General features: G+C 70.7%; 13 protein-coding genes and 1 pseudogene. All 14 read right to left on the bottom strand.

The features are described from left to right. Positions 1 to 263: 263 nt before the first annotated feature. Positions 264 to 4,064 (bottom strand): Rne/Rng family ribonuclease, encoded by a 3,801-nt coding sequence (locus ACWCQ6_RS12950; protein ID WP_451088402.1) that lies wholly within the window; start codon positions 4,062 to 4,064, stop codon positions 264 to 266. 231 nt (positions 4,065 to 4,295) lie between these two features. Continuing rightward, complete coding sequence (locus ACWCQ6_RS12945; protein ID WP_451088400.1) at positions 4,296 to 5,078, bottom strand: TIGR03936 family radical SAM-associated protein; 783 nt, start codon at positions 5,076 to 5,078, stop codon at positions 4,296 to 4,298. Positions 5,079 to 5,200: 122 nt separating this feature from the next. Beyond that, positions 5,201 to 5,640: pseudogene (locus tag ACWCQ6_RS12940) on the bottom strand (hypothetical protein); the annotation flags it as partial. A 129-nt stretch (positions 5,641 to 5,769) separates the two neighbouring features. Continuing rightward, a complete protein-coding gene (locus ACWCQ6_RS12935; RefSeq protein WP_451088398.1) occupies positions 5,770 to 7,695 on the bottom strand; it encodes a TIGR03960 family B12-binding radical SAM protein in 1,926 nt (641 codons plus the stop codon). Positions 7,696 to 7,745: 50 nt separating this feature from the next. After that, positions 7,746 to 9,266, bottom strand: a complete 1,521-nt coding sequence (locus ACWCQ6_RS12930) for a CYTH and CHAD domain-containing protein (protein ID WP_451088396.1) — start codon at positions 9,264 to 9,266, stop codon at positions 7,746 to 7,748. A 51-nt stretch (positions 9,267 to 9,317) separates the two neighbouring features. Further along, the gene (rodA, locus tag ACWCQ6_RS12925; protein ID WP_451088394.1) at positions 9,318 to 10,508 is read right to left on the bottom strand and encodes a rod shape-determining protein RodA; all 1,191 of its coding nucleotides are present in this window, start codon (positions 10,506 to 10,508) and stop codon (positions 9,318 to 9,320) included. Further along, positions 10,508 to 12,673 (bottom strand): penicillin-binding protein 2, encoded by a 2,166-nt coding sequence (gene mrdA, locus ACWCQ6_RS12920; protein ID WP_451088392.1) that lies wholly within the window; start codon positions 12,671 to 12,673, stop codon positions 10,508 to 10,510. The genes rodA and mrdA overlap by 1 nt, the downstream gene beginning before the upstream one ends. Before the next feature lie 61 nt (positions 12,674 to 12,734). Then, a complete protein-coding gene (mreD, locus tag ACWCQ6_RS12915; protein WP_451088390.1) occupies positions 12,735 to 13,397 on the bottom strand; it encodes a rod shape-determining protein MreD in 663 nt (220 codons plus the stop codon). Positions 13,398 to 13,408: 11 nt separating this feature from the next. After that, positions 13,409 to 14,449: a rod shape-determining protein MreC gene (gene mreC, locus ACWCQ6_RS12910; RefSeq protein ID WP_451088388.1), complete on the bottom strand. Its 1,041-nt coding sequence runs from the start codon at positions 14,447 to 14,449 to the stop codon at positions 13,409 to 13,411. 212 nt (positions 14,450 to 14,661) lie between these two features. Further along, a complete protein-coding gene (locus tag ACWCQ6_RS12905; protein WP_451088386.1) occupies positions 14,662 to 15,681 on the bottom strand; it encodes a rod shape-determining protein in 1,020 nt (339 codons plus the stop codon). Between the two features lie 289 nt (positions 15,682 to 15,970). Continuing rightward, complete coding sequence (gene ndk / locus ACWCQ6_RS12900) at positions 15,971 to 16,384, bottom strand: nucleoside-diphosphate kinase (RefSeq protein WP_072483627.1); 414 nt, start codon at positions 16,382 to 16,384, stop codon at positions 15,971 to 15,973. A 96-nt stretch (positions 16,385 to 16,480) separates the two neighbouring features. Beyond that, the gene (locus tag ACWCQ6_RS12895) at positions 16,481 to 16,840 is read right to left on the bottom strand and encodes a DUF4233 domain-containing protein (protein WP_451088383.1); all 360 of its coding nucleotides are present in this window, start codon (positions 16,838 to 16,840) and stop codon (positions 16,481 to 16,483) included. Positions 16,841 to 16,843: 3 nt separating this feature from the next. Then, positions 16,844 to 18,376 carry a bifunctional tetrahydrofolate synthase/dihydrofolate synthase gene (gene folC, locus ACWCQ6_RS12890; protein WP_451088381.1) on the bottom strand — a complete coding sequence of 511 codons (1,533 nt, stop codon included), beginning with the start codon at positions 18,374 to 18,376 and terminating at the stop codon, positions 16,844 to 16,846. 124 nt (positions 18,377 to 18,500) lie between these two features. Next, a complete protein-coding gene (locus ACWCQ6_RS12885) occupies positions 18,501 to 21,122 on the bottom strand; it encodes a valine--tRNA ligase (protein WP_451088379.1) in 2,622 nt (873 codons plus the stop codon). Positions 21,123 to 21,141 lie beyond the last annotated feature (19 nt).

Raw genomic sequence — 21,141 nt, 5'->3', positions numbered from 1 at the left:
TCCGAATGGACGAGCGGCCTCTCACCTGTGAAGGGAGGGGGTTGCTCAGGGACAGGCGCATGGAAACACGCCGAAGGGCAAGATTACGGGCCGCCGTCCGGAGGGTCAAACCGGGCCCTGTGTCCTTCCCCGCCGCTCCCCCGTTCATGCCTGCCGACGCGGCCACGGACTCCACGGCGGGCCACGACGGCCGGTGGGCCACATCCCCGCAGGAAGTGTGGCCCACCGGCCGTCGCACCGCGCCGTACGGGCCGCGTTGTCGCCTACGCCTCGGCGTCGGCCGAGACGGTGGACTTCGACGGCTTCTCCGCGGCGACGGTCTTCTTCGCCGCCGCCTTCTTGGCCGTTGTCTTCTTGGCCGTCGTCTTCTTCGCCGCGGTCTTCTTCGCCGCGGTCTTCTTGGCGGCCGTCTTCTTGGTGGCCGTCTTCTTGGCCGTGGCCTTCTTGGCGGTCTTGCGGACCGCCTTCTTGGCCGGGGCCGCCGCCTCGGCGGTCTCGGCCGGCTCGGCGGTCTCGGCCTCGGGCTTCGGCTCGATCGGGCCGGTCACCACGACGACCTCCGCCCCGTCCGCGCCTGCGGGCGAGCCCGCGGGTGCGGTGACCTTGCGGGTCACCCGGCGACGCGCACGCGGCGGGGCGGCCTCGGGAGCCACCTCCTCGGGTGCGGCCTCGGGCTGCGGGGCCTCGGCCACGGGCTCCGGCTGCTCGGCCGGCTCGGTGGCCTGCACCGGGACGACCGGTTCGGCCGGGGCCGGCGAACCCGCCGGGGCGGTCGCCTTCCGGGTCGCCCGACGACGCGTTCGGCCCTGCGGGGCCTCGGCCGCGGGGGCTTCCTCGACCACCGGGACCGGGGCCTCCACGACCGGGGTCTCGACGACCGGCTCCGGCTCGACGACCGGGGCGGGCTCCACGGCCACGACCGGCTCCGGCTCGACGACCGGGGCGGCGGGCGCGGCTGCGGCCTTCGGGGCACCGGCCGGGGCCGTTGCCTTACGGGTCGCACGGCGACGGCCACGACCGCGCGTGGCGGCCGCCTCGGCCTCGGCCGCGCTGCTGTACAGCTCCTCGTCCGGGACGAACTCCGGCTCGGGCAGCGCCACCGGGGCGGCCACCTCGGCGGCCACCTCGGCCTCGGTCTCGGCCTCGGTCTCGACCTCTGCCACCGCTTCGGTCCCGGCCACGTGCTCGTGGTCCGCGCCGCCCCGGCCGCGCTTCTTGGAACGCTTGCCGTTGCCGCCGCCACCGACCGAGGTCGGCTGCTCCATGTGCACGATCACGCCGCGCCCGTTGCAGTGGACACACGTCTCGGAGAAGGACTCCAGCAGACCCTGGCCCACCCGCTTGCGGGTCATCTGGACCAGGCCCAGCGACGTGACCTCGGCGACCTGGTGCTTCGTACGGTCGCGGCCCAGGCACTCCAGCAGGCGCCGCAGCACCAGGTCCCGGTTGGACTCCAGCACCATGTCGATGAAGTCGACGACGACGATGCCGCCGAGGTCGCGCAGCCGCAGCTGGCGCACGATCTCCTCGGCCGCCTCCAGGTTGTTCTTGGTGACGGTCTCTTCGAGGTTGCCGCCCTGACCGGTGAACTTGCCGGTGTTGACGTCGACGACGACCATCGCCTCGGTCTTGTCGATCACCAGCGAGCCGCCGCTCGGCAGATAGACCTTGCGGTCCAGCGCCTTCATCAGCTGCTCGTCGATCCGGTACGTCGCGAAGATGTCGACCTCGGAGGTCCACCGCGACAGGCGGTCCGTCAGGTCGGGCGCCACCTGCGAGACGTAGCCGTGGATGGTCTCCCACGCGTCGTCGCCGCTGACGATGACCTTGGAGAAGTCCTCGTTGAAGATGTCGCGGACGACCCGGACGGTCATGTCCGGCTCGCCGTAGAGCAGGGTCGGCGCATTGGAGCTGCCGGTGCTCTTCGACTTCTTCCGGATGTCCTCCCACTGCTGCTGGAGCCGCTCGACATCGCGGCGCAGCTCGTCCTCGCTCGCGCCCTCCGCGGCGGTACGGACGATGACGCCCGCGTCCTCGGGGACGATCTTCTTGAGGATGGTCTTCAGCCTGGCCCGCTCGGTGTCGGGCAGCTTGCGGCTGATGCCGGTCATCGAGCCCTCGGGCACATAGACCAGGTAGCGGCCGGGCAGCGAGACCTGGCTGGTCAGGCGGGCGCCCTTGTGGCCGATCGGGTCCTTGGTCACCTGGACGAGGACCGACTGGCCGGACTTGAGCGCGGTCTCGATACGGCGCGGCCCGTGAGCCATGCCGAGCGCCTCGAAGTTCACCTCACCGGCGTAGAGCACGGCGTTGCGGCCCTTGCCGATGTCGACGAAGGCGGCCTCCATGGACGGCAGTACGTTCTGCACCTTGCCCAGGTAGACGTTGCCGACGTAGCTCGTGGCCTGCTCCTTGTTGACGTAGTGCTCGACGAGCACGTTGTCCTCAAGGACGCCGATCTGGGTGCGGTCGCCGTTCTGGCGGACGACCATGACCCGCTCCACGGCCTCGCGGCGGGCCAGGAACTCGGCCTCGGTGATGATCGGGACGCGACGGCGGCCCTGCTCACGGCCCTCGCGGCGGCGCTGCTTCTTGGCCTCCATACGGGTCGAGCCCTTGATGGACTGGACCTCGTCGAAACCGGTACCGGGCTCGCGCTCGGCGTCCTTGCGGCGGGGCTCACGGACCTTGACAACCGTGCGCTCCGGGTCGTCCGTGCCGTGGTCGGCGTCGGCAGAGACATCCCCGCTACGCCGACGGCGACGGCGCCGACGACGGCTGCTGCTCGATCCGGCGGCGGAGGCCTCGTGCTCCTCGTCCTCCTCCTCGGACTCCTGAGCGCGCTCCTGCTCGTCCTCGGCGTGCTCGGCGGCGGCCTCGTCGGCGTGCTGCTCCGCGGCCTCCTCGCCCTCGCTGACCTCACCACGACGACGGCGACGGCCACCGCGACGGCGACGGCGCGAAGGCCGGTCCCCGTGCTCATCCGTCTCGTCGCCCTCGTGCTCGGCCTCGGCCTCGTGCTCCGGCTCGTGCTCCTCCTCGGCCGGCGCCTCCACGGCGGGGGCAGCGGCCTGCTCGGGCTCGGCGGCCTCGCCACGACGGCGGCGACGGCGGCGCGAACCGGCCTGCGGCGCGGCCTCGGCTGCCGGAGCCTCGACGGTTGCCGTCGGCTCCTCGACCGTCTCGGTCTCTTCCTCGACCTCTTCGTAGCGCGACGCCGCAGCGGCTGCCGCCGCGGTCTCCGGGGTCTGGAACACCGGCTCGGCGAAGACCGGCGCCTGGAACACGGCCACGGCGGGGCGCGCGGCGCGACGGCTCTTGCGGACGGGCTCCTCGGCCTTGGCGGTGAACTCGGGCCCGCCCGCGGGGGCGGTGGCACGGCGGCGCTGACGGCCGCGCGGCGCGGTGTCCTCGGCCTCGGCCAGCTCGGCGGCCGGCTCCGGCTCGGGCTCGGCGGCGACCGGCGCCTCCTCGACGATCTCCACGGCTTCGGCAGCCTTCGGCGCACCGGCCGGCGACGTCGCCTTGCGGACCGCACGACGACGCGGACGCGCGGGCGCCGCCTCCACCGGGACCTCGGCCACGGGCTCGGCGGCCGGTGCGGCAGCCTCGGCAGGCTCGGCGGCCTTCGGTGCGCCGGCCGGCGATGTGGCCTTGCGGACCGCACGACGACGCGGACGCGCGGGCGCCGCCTCCACCGGGGCCCCGGCCACGGGCTCGGCGGCCGGTGCGGGCTCCACCACTTCGACGGCCTCGGCGGCCGCCGGCGCACCCGCCGGGGCCGTCGCCTTGCGGACCGCACGACGACGCGGACGCGCGGGCGGCGCGGCTTCCGCCGCAGCGGAACTCCCGGCGTCGGCGGTGGTGGTGCTGTCGGACACTGCGGCGTCAACGGCCGGTATGGCCGGCGCGGCCGCTTCGGCGGCTGCGCCCTGTGCCTCCGCCACCGGCGGACCGGCCGGGCGGGACGCTGCGCGGCGCCTGCGGCGCGGCGGCAGCTTGTCGCCAGGTGCGTTGTTCTCTTCGGCGTTCCCGGTCGTGCCGGGTTCGTTGGACTGGGGCATGCGGGCGGTTCTCCCGTCAGGCTCCCGGGCGCCGCGTCTGGTTCCGGTCCGGCACGGTCCGCGTGATGTACGCGGCTCCGCCGTCCGGGGCGCGGGCGCCGCACGGAAGCTCAATGTCTGGCTCGCCGGTTCCGTACGCGATGTGCGTACGGCCTGGCGAAAGTCTTATGGGTCATCGCGCGGCCCGAACCGGATGGCTCCGGAGTCGGAGGCTGCGCTGCAACGACCGCCTTACGCGGAACCTGCACCTTCCGGCGCCGTCGCGACGGCGGTCCCGGTGGCCGTGGGTGGAGCGGCCGGGGCTGCCTCGCGGTCGGGCGCGAGCGGGTCGGTCACCGTGCCGGACTCCTCGTCGAAGAGCCCCTGCGCCAGCCTGGTCACCGCTGCGGGGACCGGCGGCGCCAGGTCGGCCACAACGCGGAGACCGGACAGGACGTCGTCAGGTCGCACGGCAGGTGTCACGTGCCGAACAACCAGCCGCAGTATCGCACAGGGCCTGTCCTCGGGCCTATCAGCCTGTGGATCAAGAGCCTGCAGGTCGACCACGGCGGCACGGGCGTCGAAGGTGCGCATGCCGTTCTTCGCCCGGCGCTGGACCTCGACGGTCTCCGCGCTGTTGAAGGCGGCCACGGCTTCGGCCGCCTGCGCCGCGGTGACACCGTCGAGACGCAGCTCCCACACCGAGGCGGTCAGCCGGTCGGCGAGGCCCGAGGTGCGGGCCTCCACGGCGTCGGTGATGTCGAGACCGTCCGGCAGCGAGTCGTTGAGCAGTTGCCGCAGAACGGCCGGATCGCGGGCCTCGGTGAGGGCGATCTCCAGGAACTCGGCCTCGCTGCCCGTGCCGGTCGGGGCGGCGTTGGCGTACGACACCTTCGGGTGCGGGGTGAAGCCGGCCGAGTAGGCCATGGGCACCTCGGAGCGGCGCAGTGCCCGCTCGAAGGCGCGCTGGAAGTCACGGTGACTGGTGAACCGGAGGCGGCCGCGCTTGGTGTAGCGCAGTCGGATGCGCTGCACCGCCGGTGCGGGCGGCGGGCCTTCGGGCTGTCGCTTGCCCAGTGGTTCTTCTCCTCGGTGCGGGGCGGACGCGGTGGGGCGCCGCCCTCGAAATGCGGGTGGCCCGGGGTGTCCGGTCCGGCTCACCCCCGCTCGGCGTTCTTCTCTCCGGGCGAGGAGATCTCTGGTTCGGGCGCCGCGGTGGGCACAGTCGTTGTACTACCCAGAGTACGCGCAAGGGGCCCTTCCAGTTCCCTGGGCTCGGGCTCCCGGTCCCCGCCGACCAGCGCCCGCCAGGCGTCGCGGCGTGCCCGGCGTACGGTCTCGCGCGCCGAGCGCAGCGCCGACCGAGCCGCGCGGCCCGCCTCGACGGCTCCCCTTCTGGCCGGGCCCAGATCCGGTCGCGCCGGAAATGCCCCACCGGTGTGCAGACCGTGCGGTGGGCCCAGGTCACCGGCGCGCCGGTCAGATGCCGGGCGACGGCCCGGCCGGCGGCTCACGAGACGTACCCCGCGACCCGCCGGGCGACACCGAAGGCGGCGGCGACCTCCCGGCCGGCCGGGGCCAGGACCTCCCGGTACAGCTATCGGAGAGGCATGACCACCAGCGCGCTTCTTCGCACCGAACCCTCGATGGGCTTCGGTGCGGTCCGCTCGGGCATGCCGGCAAACGCCCCAGCCATCCGCTGGATGGCGTCGCCGCTGGTCGCGGCCTACTTCTTGACCGTGAGCGGCAGCAGCTTCTTGCCGGTCGGGCCGATCTGGATACTGGTGTCCATCTGCGGGCAGACGCCACAGTCGAAGCACGGGGTCCAGCGGCAGTCCTCGACCTCGGTCTCGTCGAGCGAGTCCTGCCAGTCCTCCCAGAGCCAGTCCTTGTCGAGGCCGGAGTCCAGGTGGTCCCAGGGCAGGACCTCCTCGTAGGAGCGCTCGCGGGTGGTGTACCAGTCGACGTCCACGCCGTACTCGGGCAGCGTCTTCTCGGCAGCGGTCATCCAGCGGTCGTAGCTGAAGTGCTCGCGCCAGCCGTCGAAGCGGCCGCCGGACTCGTAGACCGCGCGGATGACGGAGCCGACGCGGCGGTCGCCGCGCGAGAGGAGGCCCTCGACGATGCCGGGCTTGCCGTCGTGGTAGCGGAAGCCGATGGAGCGGCCGTACTTCTTGTCGCCGCGGATCTTGTCGCGGAGCTTGGCGAGCCGGGCGTCGGTCTCCTCGGCGCTCAGCTGCGGGGCCCACTGGAACGGTGTGTGCGGCTTGGGCACGAAGCCGCCGATGGAGACGGTGCAGCGGATGTCGTTCTGGCCGGAGACCTCGCGGCCCTTGGCGATCACGTTGACCGCCATGTCGCCGATCTGGAGGACGTCCTCGTCGGTCTCGGTGGGCAGGCCGCACATGAAGTACAGCTTCACCTGGCGCCAGCCGTTGCCGTACGCGGTGGCGACGGTACGGATGAGGTCCTCTTCCGAGACCATCTTGTTGATGACCTTGCGCATCCGCTCGGAACCGCCCTCGGGGGCGAAGGTGAGTCCGGAGCGGCGGCCGTTGCGGGTCAGCTCGTTGGCCAGGTCCACGTTGAACGCGTCGACGCGGGTGGACGGCAGCGAGAGGCCGATCTTGTCCTCGGTGTACCGGTCGGCGAGGCCCTTGGCGATCTCGCCGATCTCGGTGTGGTCCGCGGAGGAGAGCGACAGCAGGCCGACCTCCTCGAAGCCGGTCGCCTTGAGGCCCCTGTCGACCATCTCGCCGATGCCGGTGATGCTTCGCTCCCGCACGGGGCGCGTGATCATGCCGGCCTGGCAGAAACGGCAGCCGCGGGTGCAGCCGCGGAAGATCTCGACGGACATCCGCTCGTGGACGGTCTCGGCGAGCGGTACGAGCGGCTGCTTCGGGTACGGCCACTCGTCGAGGTCCATCACGGTGTGCTTGGACACCCGCCACGGCACGCCGGACCTGTTCGGCACGACACGGCCGATCCGCCCGTCCGGGAGGTACTCGACGTCGTAGAAGCCCGGGACGTAGACGCCACCGGTCTTCGCGAGGCGGAAGAGCACCTCCTCGCGGCCGCCGGGGCGGCCCTCGGCCTTCCAGGCGCGAATGATCTCGGTGATCTCCAGGACGGCCTGCTCGCCGTCGCCGATGACCGCGCAGTCGATGAACTCGGCGATCGGCTCGGGGTTGAACGCGGCGTGGCCGCCGGCCAGCACGATCGGGTCGTCGACGGTGCGGTCCCGGGCCTCCAGCGGGATGCCCGCGAGCTCCAGCGCGGTGAGCATGTTGGTGTAGCCGAGCTCGGTGGAGAAGCTCAGCCCGAAGACGTCGAACGCCCTGACCGGGCGGTGGCTGTCCACGGTGAACTGCGGGACCTTGTGCTCGCGCATCAGCGCTTCGAGGTCCGGCCACACGCTGTAGGTGCGCTCGGCGAGGACGCCCTGGCGCTCGTTGAGTACCTCGTAGAGGATCATGACGCCCTGGTTGGGGAGTCCGACCTCGTACGCGTCCGGGTACATCAGTGCCCAGCGGACGTCGCATTCGTCCCACGGCTTGACGGTGGAGTTCAGTTCACCGCCGACGTACTGGATGGGCTTCTGCACATGCGGGAGCAGAGCTTCGAGCTGTGGGAAGACCGAATCGACAGACATCGCGAACTTTCGAGAGCCGGCAAGGGTGACCATCAAGCGTACCCCGATGCTCAGCCTCCCAGCGCCGCCCGCAGCTCCGCCCGCGAGGCCCGCTCCCACACCCGGGGCAGCTCCCGCTCGCGGTCCGCGGCGGCCGCCTCCTCCCGCCCGTACAGCAGTCCCCAGGTGAAGGCGGACTCCTGCGCCGCGTGCGCCTGGGCGGCCAGGGTGCGCAGGGCCTCGCGGGCCACCACGCTGTCCTGGTGGTCGCCGAGGAGGCTCTGGACGGCCTTCATCCGTTTGGCGAACCGCTTGGCGGGTCCGCCGAGCGCGGGCCGGGCCGCCTCCGCCGCGTACCGGGCACGCTTGGCGGCCTTGCGGGCCTCGTGCAGGGCCACGTCCCGGTCGTGGCCGGGCGGCAGCTCCAGGGCGTGGCCGACCCGCGCCGCGAGGCGCCGGTACTCCTTCAGCACGGCCCGGGGCAGCGCCTTCCCGGGCGCCCGGGAGGCGCCGGGCAGCAGGGGCGGTGCGGCGAGCAGGGCGTCGAGGCTCTCCAGGAGTGCCAGGTACCGCTTTCCGTCGAGCACGGCCACCGTGCGGCGGCGGGAGCCGCCGCGCCGGGCCGTCGACCAGATCCGGAGCCGGCCGCGGACCGGGCCGAGGACCAGGGCACGGGGCAGGCCGTCGAGGCGGGCGCGCAGCCGGGCGTCGAGCACCTCCTGGTCGCGGTCGATGCCGAGCTCGGCGGCCAGCCACTTCAGCTCGTCGCCGACCGGGTCGGTGACCTCTCGGTCGAGGATCCTCCGGTACGTCCGCAGCACGCTGCGCAGCCTGCGGGTGGCGACCCGCATCTGGTGCACGGAGTCGGGCAGGTCGCGGCGGACGGCGGGGTCGAGGGCGACGATCGTCTCGGCCTGGTGCCGGATGTACGCGAGGACATGGTCGCCCGCGGTGGACCGCCGGGCGCTCCCGGCGGGGCTCTTGCTCCGCTCGGGCGTGGTCTCGGCGAGTGCTCTGGCCAGCTTGGACGGGGACGCGGACGGGCGGACCCCGGCCTTGCGCAGCCTGCGCTCCACGGCGTCGAGGAACGCGGGGTCGCCGTCGTCGGCGAGCTCGGCCTCGATCTCGGTCCAGGCGGCGGTGCCGTCGCCGCCGGTCAGCCGCTCGGCCCGCACCCGGTCGACGCTGACCTCGGCGAGCAGGGCGCCGTCGGCGTCGAGCAGGTGGTGGACGTCGCGGGCGGAGACCAGCCGGACGACGGGGACGAGGCCGCCGTCGCGGACCCGGGAGCGCAGCAGTCCCGCGAAGGAGCGCGGCAGAGTGTCGGAGAGCGGTTCTCGCAGCTCGTCCCGGATGCCGGAGGCGACCGGGAACTTGAGGTGCCAGCCGGCGTCGCTCCCGCCGGTGCGGCGGCGCAGGGTGAGGGAGTCCGCCGCGAGCCGGAGGTCCTCGGTGTCGTAGTAGACGGCGTCCAGTTCGCTGACGCCGCGGTGGGCGACGGCGAAGACCCCGGCCACCCGGCTCAGGTCCGGGAGCCGGGTCTCCATGGTGGCTTCGTACTTCCGCTCGATCTCACGCTTCGAGTCCGCCATGAACCGAATCTAGACGTGTTGTACGCGAATGGGCAGTGCTCACGCACCGGCTCAGGCGCTTATCGGCCGCTGCACCCTGATCGACTGGAGCAGCCCGACGGCCACCCAGACGGCGAACATCGAGGATCCTCCGTACGACACGAAGGGCAGCGGGAGTCCGGCGACCGGCATGATGCCGAGCGTCATCCCGATGTTCTCGAAGGACTGGAAGGCGAACCAGGCGATGATTCCGGCGGCGACGATCGTGCCGTACAGCTCGGTCGTCTCGCGGGCGATCCGGCAGGCCCGCCACAGCACGACGCCGAGCAGGACGAGGATCAGCCCGGCGCCGAGGAAGCCGAGCTCCTCGCCCGCGACGGTGAAGACGAAGTCGGTCTGCTGCTCGGGGACGAACTGGCCGGTGGTCTGGCTGCCCTGGAAGAGGCCCGTCCCGGTGAGGCCGCCGGAGCCGATCGCGATGCGGGCCTGGTTGGTGTTGTAGCCGACGCCCGCCGGGTCGAGCGCCGGGTTGGCGAAGGCGGCGAAGCGGGCGATCTGGTACTCGTCGAGCAGGCCGAGCTGCCAGATCGCGATGGCACCGGCCACGCCCGCGCCGAGCAGTCCGGCGATCCAGCGGTTCGACGCGCCGGAGGCGAGGAGCACGCCGAGCACGATGACGACCATGACCATCACGGAGCCGAGGTCCGGCATTCCCATGACGACGATCATCGGGACGGCTGCCAGACCGAGGGCCTTGGCGACGGTCCGGTGGTCGGGATGGAGCTGGTCGCCCGCGTCGACACGCTCGGCGAGCAGCATCGCCATGATCAGGATGATGGTGATCTTGGTGAACTCGGACGGCTGGAGCGAGAAGCCGCCGCCGATGATGATCCACGCGTGGGCGCCGTTGACGGTGGCGCCGAGCGGGGTGAGCACCGCGACCACCAGCAGCACCGAGACGCCGTAGAGGATCGGGACGGCGCCGCGCAGGGTGCGGTGGCCGAGCCAGATCGTGCCGACCATCAGGGCGAAGCCGATGCCGGTGTTGAGGGCGTGCCGGAGGAGGAAGTAGTACGGGTCGCCGTGGGTGAGCGAGTCGCGTCCCCGGGTCGCCGAGTAGACCAGCAGCGAACCGATGAAGGAGAGCGCGATCGCGGACCCGAGCAGCGGCCAGTCGAGTTGGCGTACGAGGGAGTCGCGGGCGGTGAGTTTGCCCCAGGCGGAGCGCTCGGGGGCGTACCGCTGGATGGAGAAGCCGGCCATCAGTCGCGCCTCCCCAGGACCGCGGCGAGGGTCTCTTTCTCCGGGGCCTTCTGCGAGTCCGGGTTGTAGGGCTTGATCTGCGGGGCATCGATCGAGCCGTCCTGCTGGATCTTCGGCAGGGACTTCTGCGGTGCGGGCAGCAGCGCCTTCTTCAGGTCCTGCTTGCCGGAGTCGTCGAGACCGTAGAGGGCGTCGTAGATGTTGCGCACGGCGGGCCCGGACGCACCGGAGCCCGTACCGCCCTGGGAGATCGTCATGACGATCGAGTAGTCCTTGGTGTACGTGGCGAACCAGGAGGTCGTCTGCTTGCCGTAGACCTCGGCCGTACCCGTCTTGGCGTGCATCGGGATCTTGTCCTGCGGCCAGCCGCCGAATCGCCAGGCGGCCGAACCGCGGGTCGCGACTCCCGCGAGGGCTTCGTCTATGTCGTTGCGGGTCTTGCGTGTAAAGGGCAGTTTGCCGTGCGACTTGGGCTTGATCTCCTCGACGCTCTTGCCGTCGCCGCTGACGATCGCCTTGCCGACGGTGGGGTCGTAGAGCGTGCCGCCGTTGGAGATCGCGGCGTAGATGGTGGCCATCTGGATCGGGGTGACGAGCGTGTCGCCCTGGCCGATCGAGTAGTTGACGGAGTCACCGGCGCGCATCTTGTCGCCTTCGAGGCAGTTCTCGTACGCGATCTGCTCGACGTACGTGCCGCCCTTCTTGCCCTGCTTGCACCAGGCGTCCTTGTTCGCGTCGTAGAAGTCCTGCTTCCACTTGCGGTCGGGGACCCGGCCGCTGACCTCGTTGGGGAGGTCGATGCCGGTCTCCTTGCCGAGGCCGAACTGGTGGGCGGTCTTGTAGAACCAGTCCTTGGCGTTCTTCTTGGGCTTCATCCCGCCGTCCTTCAGCCACTCCTTGTGCGCGATGCCGTAGTAGACGGTGTCGCAGGAGACTTCGAGGGCACGGCCGATGGTGATGTCGCCGTAGCCCTGGGACTCGAAGTTCTTGAAGGTCTGGCCGCCGACGTTGTACGAGCTGGGGCAGGGGTAGTGGCCGTCGAAGGGGTATCCGGCGTTGACCGCGGCGGTCGAGGAGATGACCTTGAAGATCGAGCCGGGGGCGGCCTGGCCCTGGATGGCCCGGTTCAGCAGCGGGAAGTTGGACTTCTTGCCGGTGAGCTTGGCGTAGTCCTTGGCGGAGATGCCGCCGACCCAGGCGTTGGGGTCGTAGTTGGGCAGGGAGGCCATCGCAACGACGCGGCCGGTCTTGGCCTCCATGACGACGACAGCGCCGGAGTCGGCCTTGTAGTTCTCCCCGGTGTTCTTGTCGAAGGCCTGACGGGCCGTCTTCATGGCCTCGTTGAGCTCGTACTCGGCGACGGCCTGGACCCGGGCGTCGATGGAGGTGACGACGCTGGAGCCGGGCTCCGCCTTGTCGTTCTTCGCCTGGCCGATGACCCGGCCGAGGTTGTCGACCTCGTAGCGGGTGACGCCGGCCTTGCCGCGCAGTTCCTTGTCGTAGGTGCGCTCCAGGCCGGAGCGGCCGACCTGGTCGGAGCGGAGGTACGGCGAGTCGGTGTTCTGGGCCTTGGTGATCTCCTCGTCGGTGACCGGCGAGAGGTAGCCGAGGACCTGCGCGGTGTTGGCCTTGCCGGGCGCTGCATACCGGCGTACGGCGGTGGGTTCGGCGGTGATGCCGGGGAAGTCCTCGGCGCGTTCGCGGATCTGGAGGGCCTGCTGGGTGGTGGCCTCGTCGGTGACCGGGATCGGCTGGTACGGCGAGCCGTTCCAGCAGGGCTGCGGCGTCTTCGAGTCGCAGAGCCGGACCTTGTCGAGGACCTCCTTGGGCTTCATGTCGAGGACGCCGGCGAGCCGGGTCAGGACGCTCTTGCCGTCGTCCTTCATCTTCATCAGCTCGGTGCGGCTGGCGGAGACCACCAGCCGGGTCTCGTTGTCGGCGAGGGGCACGCCGCGCGCGTCGAGGATGGAGCCGCGGACGGCGGGCTGGACGACCTGCTGGACGTGGTTGTTCTTCGCCTCGTCGCTGTACTCCTGGCCGTTGCGGATCTGGAGGTACCAGAGGCGCCCGCCGAGGGTGAACAGCAGGGAGAAGACGAGGACCTGGATGACGATGAGGCGGATCTGGACCCGTTGGGTCCGGCCGGTCTCGGGGATGTTGGTCACGGGGCGCCCCCGGTGGTGGTCGGGCCGGAGGTGTGCGAGGTGTCCCGGCTGCGGTGCGGCCTCACAGTCGCTTGACCCCCTTGATGCGTCCGGCGCGGCCCGCGCGGTTGCGGGCGGCCTTGACGCGCAGTCCACCGCGCTGGCTGCCGATGCGCAGTCCGGTGCCGGAGGCGAGCCAGCCCGCGGCCACGTCCCCGCCGCCGGAGGTGTCGGCGAGCGGGGCGTTCACCGTGCGTCTGGCGACGGCCATGATCAGCGGTACGACGAAGGGGGCCAGGAGCAGGTCGTAGACGGCGGCGGTGAACAGCAGGCTGCCGAGGCCGACATGACGGGCCGCCGTGTCCCCGACGAGTGCGCCGACCAGCGCGTACAGCAGGGTCGAGCCGATCGCCGCGGCGACCACTCCGAGCATCGGGACCATCGCCGACTTCAGCTGCCCGTTCTCCGGCTTCACCAGCCCCGCGAGGTAGCCGATGAGGCAGAGGACCAGCGCGTAGCGTCCGGCGGCGTGGTCGGCGGGCGGTGCCAGGTCGGCGAGGAGCCCCGCGCCGAAGCCGATGAGGGCGCCGCTGACATGCCCGTACACGAAGGCGAGAGCGAGGACGACGAGGAGCAGCAGGTCGGGCACGGCGCCGGGCAGCTGGAGGCGGGCGAGCACGGAGACCTGGATGACGAGGGCGACGACGACCAGGACGGTGGAGAGCAGAATCCGGTTCAAACGCATGGGAATCAGCTCTACCTCTGCTCGTTGACCGCGGTGCCGGGGTTCGATGTGCCGTCGGGGTCCGGGCTGTTGCTGGGGTCCGGGCTCTCGTTGATGTTCCCGACGACGTTTCCTTCGGTGTCGACGATGTCGCCGTTGGGCGAGATCGTGACGGTGACGGTGGGCGTCGGCTTCGGCTTGGCGGGCTTGGCCGGCTGCTTCGGCAGGACCATGTCACGGGGGTCCTCGCGCGGGGCCTGGACCACGACGCCGACGATGTCGAGCTTGGTGAAGCCGACGTACGGACGGACGTAGACGGTACGGGTCAGACCGCCGCCGGACGGGTCGACCCGGACGACCTCGCCGACCGGGACGCCGGGCACGAAGGGCTTGTTCTTGCTGGAGCCGAAGGTGACGAGCCGGTCGCCCTTCTTCACCTTGGCCTTGCCGTTGAGGAACTGGACGGAGAGCGGCTGGGTGCCCTGGCCGGTGGCGAAGCCGAGTTCGTCGGTCTTCTCCATCCGGGTGCCGACGGTGAAGTCGGGGTCGTTGGCGAGGAGCACCGTGGCGGTGTCCGGGCCGACGGTGGTGACCCGGCCGACCAGGCCGTCGCCGTTGATGACGGTCATGTCGCGCTTGATTCCGTCGTTGGAGCCCGCGTCGATGGTGACCGTCCAGGAGAAGCCCTGGGCCGCTCCTATGGCGATGACCTCGGCGCCCTTGATGCCGTACTGTCCGGCGGCCGACTTCTTCAGCATCCGGTCGAGCTCGCGGACCCTGTTGCGGTTGCGGTCGTCGCTGCCGAGCTTCGTCTTGAGCGCGGCGTTCTGCTGTTCCAGCTCGGCGATCCGGTTGTGCCGTGTCCCGGAGTCGCGTACCGCCCCTATGGCGTTGCCCACCGGGTCGACGGCTGCCGCGACGCCGTTCTCCACCGGCCCGAAGGCCGCTGCCGCGGCCCGCCGGGCGCCGTCCACCGGTGACTCCTCGCCCCCGCGGATGTCCACCGTGATCAATGCGAACGCGATGGCGATCAGCAGCACCAGGAGCAGCCGGCTCTCTCGTGTGTCCCTCACGTGCGGCGGCCGTGCCTTCCTCGTCGGAATGTTCGTGCCTGTATATCAACGATCGGCCGTACGGAGCGGCAGTGTTCCGTACAGCGGACCGCTGTGTTGTTCACCCGCTGAGTCGTTCACCTGCGGGGTCGTTCGCCTGCGGGGTCGTTCGCCTGCAGGATTGTTCACCTGCGGGGCTGTTCACCTGCGAGGTCGTTCGCCTGCAGGCCTGTTCACCTGCGGGGCTGTGCGTCCAGCACCTGCTGGAGCGCCTCGAACTCCTCGACGCACTTGCCGGATCCGAGGGCCACCGAGTCCAGCGGGTCCTCCGCGATGTGGATCGGCATGCCGGTCTCGCGGCGCAGCCGCTCGTCCAGTCCGCGCAGCAGCGCGCCGCCGCCGGTCAGGACGATGCCACGGTCCATGACATCGCCGGAAAGCTCCGGCGGGCACTTGTCCAGCGTGGTCTTCACGGCGTCGACGATCGCGTTGACCGGCTCCTCGATGGCCTTGCGGACCTCGGCGGCCGCGATGACCACGGTCTTGGGCAGTCCGGAAACGAGGTCACGGCCGCGGATCTCGGTGTGCTCGTCCTTGTCCATGTCGTACGCCGAACCGATCGTGAGCTTGATCTGCTCGGCGGTGCGCTCGCCGAGGAGGAGCGAGTACTCCTTCTTGACGTGCTGAATGATCGCGTTGTCCAGCTCGTCACCGGCGACCCGGATCGACTGGGCAGTGACGATTCCGCCGAGCGAGATGACCGCGACCTCGGTGGTGCCGCCACCGATGTCCACGACCATGTTGCCGGTGGCCTCGTGGACCGGCAGCCCGGAGCCGATGGCCGCCGCCATGGGCTCCTCGATGATGTGCACCTGGCGCGCGCCGGCCTGCGTCGACGCCTCGATCACGGCGCGTCGCTCGACCCCGGTGATGCCGGAGGGCACGCAGACGACGACCCGCGGGCGGGCCAGGTAGCGGCGCTTGTGGATCTTCAGGATGAAGTAGCGGAGCATCCGCTCGGTGATCTCGAAGTCGGCGATCACGCCGTCCTTCAGGGGCCGTACGGCAACGATGTTGCCCGGTGTGCGCCCGATCATCTTCTTGGCCTCGGAGCCGACCGCGAGGATGCCGCCCGTGTTGGTGTTGATGGCCACGACGGACGGCTCGTTCAGAACGATGCCGCGCCCCCTGACGTACACCAGCGTGTTGGCAGTCCCGAGGTCGATAGCCATGTCACGGCCGATGAACGACATTGAGTTCCCCTTGTTCCCCATTGAGGATGCGTCGGGCCTTCCAAGAAAGCGATGTGGCTTGTTCTGGTCGGCGAGGTGAGCGCGGCGGGCGTGGAAGATTCCATCGTAGTGCCGTAGTGACGGACACCGCGCGAGGGTCCTTCGCCATTGTGGGCGGAACGGGTGGCCGTTCCACTCATGGTGACGTTACGTCGAAGGGATGCGTTCCCGCGATCCTGGACCCTATACCGAAGGGCGACCGAATTAATTCGGTCGCCCCAGGTCTGAGCGCTGTTCGGCTGATCGGGGATCAGGCGATTCCGGGGAAGAAAAGCTTCAGTTCCCGCTCCGCGGACTCCTCGGAATCCGAGGCGTGAATGAGGTTCTCCCGGGTGATCGTGCCGAAGTCGCCGCGGATGGAGCCGGGCGCGGCGGCGATCGGGTCGGTGGGGCCGGCCAGCGTCCGGATGCCCTCGATGACCCGCTCGCCCTCGGCGACCAGCGCCACGATCGGACCGGACTGCATGAACTCGACGAGCGGCTCGTAGAACGGACGGCCGACGTGCTCGGCGTAGTGCTGCTCCAGCGTGGCGCGGTCGAGGGTGCGCAGTTCCAGTGCGGTGATCCGCCAGCCGGCCTTGCGCTCGATCCGCCCGACGATCTCGCCGACCAGTCCGCGCCGGACAGCGTCGGGCTTGAGGAGAACGAGGGTGCGCTGGGTCATGGTGTGCGGCTCCTTGCAGGCATGCGGGTGCGGTGAACCGAGGCTACAGGGGTACGGGGACGGGCCGGCGGCCGGGTTTGGCCGACGGGTGCCGAATCAGCCGCCGGCCGGGGCCTCGGCCGCCTCCTGCGCCGCCGCCCAGCGGGCCTTCGCCTCGTCGACCTTGCGGCCGTAGTGCACCGAGGCCCACCACAGGCCGGCGAAGACCACGCCGAGGATGAACATCATCGGGACGACGAAGCCGCTCAGTACCAGGGCGATCTGCAGCGCCCAGCCGAGCGGTATGCCGCCGGGGCGGGTGATCATTCCGCAGAGCAGCACGGAAAGCAGCATGCCTACGCCGCAGACCGTCCAGACCGTGGAAGTGGTCAGGTCGTCGGACTTCATCGCGACGAGACCGGCGAAACCGATCACGAAGAACTCGCCGATAAGCGTGGAAGCACAGAGCGTACGCATGGGTCAGCGCCTTCCCAGAAGCAGCCGGGCCTCGCCGACCGTGATCACGGAACCGGTCACCAGAACACCGGCGCCCGCGTATTCGTCCTCCTCCTCGGCGAGGGTGATCGCCGCCTCCAGGGCGTCGTCCAGGCGTGGCTCCACCTGGACGCGGTCCTCGCCGAAGACCTCGACCGCGACGGCGGCCAGCGCGTCGACGTCCATCGCGCGGCCGCTGGAGTTCTGGGTGATGACGACCTCGGCGAAGATCGGCTCGAAGGCTTCGAGGAGCCCCTTGACGTCCTTGTCGGCGCTGGTGCCGACCACACCGATCAGCCGGGAGAAGCCGAAGGCCTCGGAGAGGCCGTCGGCGGTGGCGCGGGCGCCCGCCGGGTTGTGTGCCGCGTCCAGGACGACGGTGGGGCTGGATCGGACGACTTCGAGGCGGCCCGGGGAGATCACCGAGGCGAAGGCCTGGCGGACCGTGTCGGCGTCGAGCGAGCCGGGCTGCTCGGCGCCGATCCCGAAGAACGCCTCCACCGCGGCGAGCGCCACCGCGGCGTTGTGCGCCTGGTGGGCGCCGTAGAGCGGGAGGAAGATCTCTGTGTACTCGGTGGCCGCACCACCGAGGCCGCGCAGCGTCAGCAGCTGGCCGCCGACGGCGATCTCGCGCGAGACGACGCCGAACTCCATGCCCTCGCGGGCCACCGTGGCGTCGACCTCGACGGCCTTCTTCAGCATGACCTGCGCGGCGTCCACCGGCTGCTGGGCGAGGACGACCGTGGCGCCCTGCTTGATGATCCCGGCCTTCTCGCCGGCGATCTCGGCGGGCGTGGCGCCCAGCCGGTCGGTGTGGTCCAGCGAAATGGGGGTGACGACGGCGACCGCGGCGTCGATGACGTTGGTCGCGTCCCAGCTGCCGCCCATGCCGACCTCGACGACCGCGACGTCGACCGGCGCGTCGGCGAAGGCCGCGTAGGCCATGCCCGTCAGCACCTCGAAGAAGGAGAGCCGGTACGGCTGCTGGGCGTCGACCATCTCCACGTACGGCTTGACGTCCTGGTACGCCTCGATGAACCGCTCGGGGTCGATCGGGGAGCCGTCCAGGCTGATCCGCTCGGTGATCGACTGGACGTGCGGCGAGGTGTAGCGGCCGGTGCGCAGCTCGAAGGCGCCGAGCAGCGCCTCGATCATGCGGGCCGTGCTCGTCTTGCCGTTGGTCCCGGTGATGTGGATCGAGGGGTACGCGCGCTGCGGCTCGCCGAGCACGTCCATCAGCGCGGCGATGCGCGTGACGGAGGGCTCCAGCTTGGTCTCGCCCCAGCGTCCGGCGAGCTCCTGCTCCACGGCGCGCAGCGCCTTGTCCACCTCGGGGTCGGCGGGGCGGGCCGGGACCTCTTCGCCCTGCGGCGGTCCGGAGCGGGTGCGCAGCGTGCGGCTCCCGGCCTCGATCACCGCCAGGTCGGGGTCGCGCTGGGTCTCCTCGTCGACGATCTCGGCGAAGGTGTCGTCGGCGTCGGAGTTGTCGTGCCGGTCGGAAGGGCGGGGCTCACTCACGGGGCCAGTCTACGGATGGGCACGGACATCGCGCGCAGCGCCCGGTGGCGGCCTCGGATGTGGTACGGGCGAAGCCCCCGTGCCCCTGGTCGGTCAGGGGTACGGGGGCTCCGTGCTCAGGTCATCAGCTCTGCGGCAGGTTCGCCAGCTGGCCGGAGATCCGCTCGATGTCGGCCTCGGCCTTGGCGAGCCGACCACGGATCTTGTCGACCACGTTGTCCGGGGCCTTGCCGAGGAACGCCTCGTTGGAGAGCTTGCCGACCGCCTGGGCCTTCTCCTTCTCGGCGGCGCCCAGGTCCTTCGTCAGGCGCTTGCGCTCGGCCTCGACGTCGATGGTGCCGGAGAGGTCGAGCGCGACCGTGGCGCCCGCGACGGGCAGCGAGGCGGTGGCGTGGAAGCCCTCCTCGGCCGGCTGCAGGCGCAGCAGCTGGCGGATGGCCGCCTCGTGCGGGGCGAGCGGCGTGCCGGTCAGGGTGAGCTCGGCCGGGACCTTCTGGCCGGGCTGCAGGCCCTGGTCGGAGCGGAACCGGCGGACCTCGGTGACGACCTGCTGGACGAGCGCGATCTCCTGCTCGGCCGCGTCGTCGCGGAAGCCGGAGTCCTTCGGCCAGTCGGCGATGACGACGGACTCCCGGCCGGTGAGGGCCGTCCAGAGCGTCTCCGTGACGAACGGGACGACCGGGTGCAGCAGTCGCAGCATCACGTCGAGGACCTCGCCGAGGACCCGGCCCGAGACCTCGGCCGGCCTGCCGCCCGCGAAGAACGTGGTCTTGGACAGCTCGACGTACCAGTCGAAGACCTCGTCCCAGGCGAAGTGCCGCAGCGTCTCGCTGAGCTTGGAGAACTGGAAGTCGTCGTAGTACGCGTCGACTTCGGCGACGGTCTTGCCCAGCCGCGAGAGGATCCAGCGGTCGGTCACCGACATCTCGTCGGCGGACGGCAGTTCGCCCTCGATCGTCGCGCCGTTCATCAGCGCGAAGCGGGTGGCGTTCCAGATCTTGTTGGCGAACTTGGCGGAACCCTGGACCCACTCCTCGCCGATCGGGACGTCGACACCGGGGTTGGCGCCGCGTGCCAGCGTGAAGCGCAGCGCGTCGGAGCCGTACTTGTCCATCCAGTCCAGCGGGTTGACGACATTGCCGAAGGACTTCGACATCTTCTTGCCGTACTCGTCGCGGACCATGCCGTGCAGGACGATGGTCTCGAACGGCGGGACGCCGTCGTTGACGTACAGGCCGAACATCATCATCCGGGCGACCCAGAAGAAGAGGATGTCGTAGCCGGTGACCAGGACGGAGTTCGGGTAGAACTTCGCGAGGCTGTCGGTCTGTTCGGGCCAGCCGAGCGTGGAGAACGGCCACAGGCCGGAGGAGAACCAGGTGTCCAGGACATCGGGGTCCTGCGTCCAGCCCTCGCCGGTGGGGGGCTCGTCGTCCGGTCCGACGCAGACCATCTCTCCGTCGGGTCCGTGCCAGACGGGAATGCGGTGCCCCCACCACAGCTGGCGCGAGATGCACCAGTCGTGGAGGTTGTCGACCCAGTCGAAGTACCGCTTCTCCATCTCCTGCGGGTGGATCTTGACCTTGCCGTCGCGGACGGCGTCACCGGCCGCCTTGGCGAGCGGGGCGACCTTGACCCACCACTGCATGGACAGCCGGGGCTCGACGGTGGTCTTGCAGCGCGAGCAGTGGCCGACGGAGTGGACGTACGGCCGCTTCTCGGCGACGATCCGGCCCTCGGCGCGCAGCGCGCCGACGATCGCGGAGCGGGCCTCCAACCGGTCCAGGCCCTCGAACGGACCGGGGACGGTGATGACCGCGCGCTCGTCCATGACCGTGAGGAACGGCAGGCCGTGGCGCGTACCGATCTCGAAGTCGTTCGGGTCGTGCGCGGGGGTGACCTTCACGGCGCCGGTCCCGAACTCCGGGTCGACGTGGTGGTCGGCGACGACGGGGATCGTGCGGTCGGTCAGCGGCAGCCTGATCTGCTTGCCGACGAGGTGCTTGTAGCGCTCGTCGTCGGGGTGGACGGCGACGGCGGTGTCACCGAGCATCGTCTCGGCGCGGGTCGTGGCGACGACGATGGTGTCGTCCCCGTCCCCGTACGTCATCGAGACCAGCTCGCCGTCGTCGTCCTGGTACTCGACCTCGATGTCCGAGATCGCGGTCAGACAGCGCGGGCACCAGTTGACGATGCGCTCTTTGCGATAGATGAGCTCCTCGTCGTACATCCGCTTGAAGATGGTCTGGACGGCGGTGGACAGGCCCTCGTCCATGGTGAAGCGCTCACGGGACCAGGCGACGCCCTCGCCGAGCCGGCGCATCTGGCCGGAGATCTGGCCGCCGGACTCGTTCTTCCACTTCCAGACGCGCTCGACGAAGGCCTCGCGGCCCAGGTCGTGGCGGGACTTGCCCTCCTTGCCGAGCTCGCGCTCGACGACGTTCTGGGTGGCGATGCCGGCGTGGTCCATGCCGGGCTGGTAGAGCGCCTCGAAGCCCTGCATGCGCTTGCGGCGGACGAGGGCGTCGATCAGCGTGTGCTCGAAGGCGTGCCCGAGGTGCAGGCTGCCCGTGACGTTCGGCGGCGGGATGACGATGGAGTACGGCGGCTTCTCGCTGTGCTCGTCGGCTTCGAAGTAACCCCGTTCTACCCAGCGCTCATACAGCTTCCCCTCTACCTCGGCCGGTGCGTACTGGGTCGGCAGTTCGGGGTTGCTGGCTGGCGTCTGCTGAGTGTTCTCGGTCACGGGGGACAGTTTAGGGCCG

Source organism: Streptomyces sp. NPDC001880 (assembly GCF_053594575.1).
Note: the sequence above shows the minus strand (reverse complement) of the source record. Positions and strands in the feature narration are given on the sequence as shown.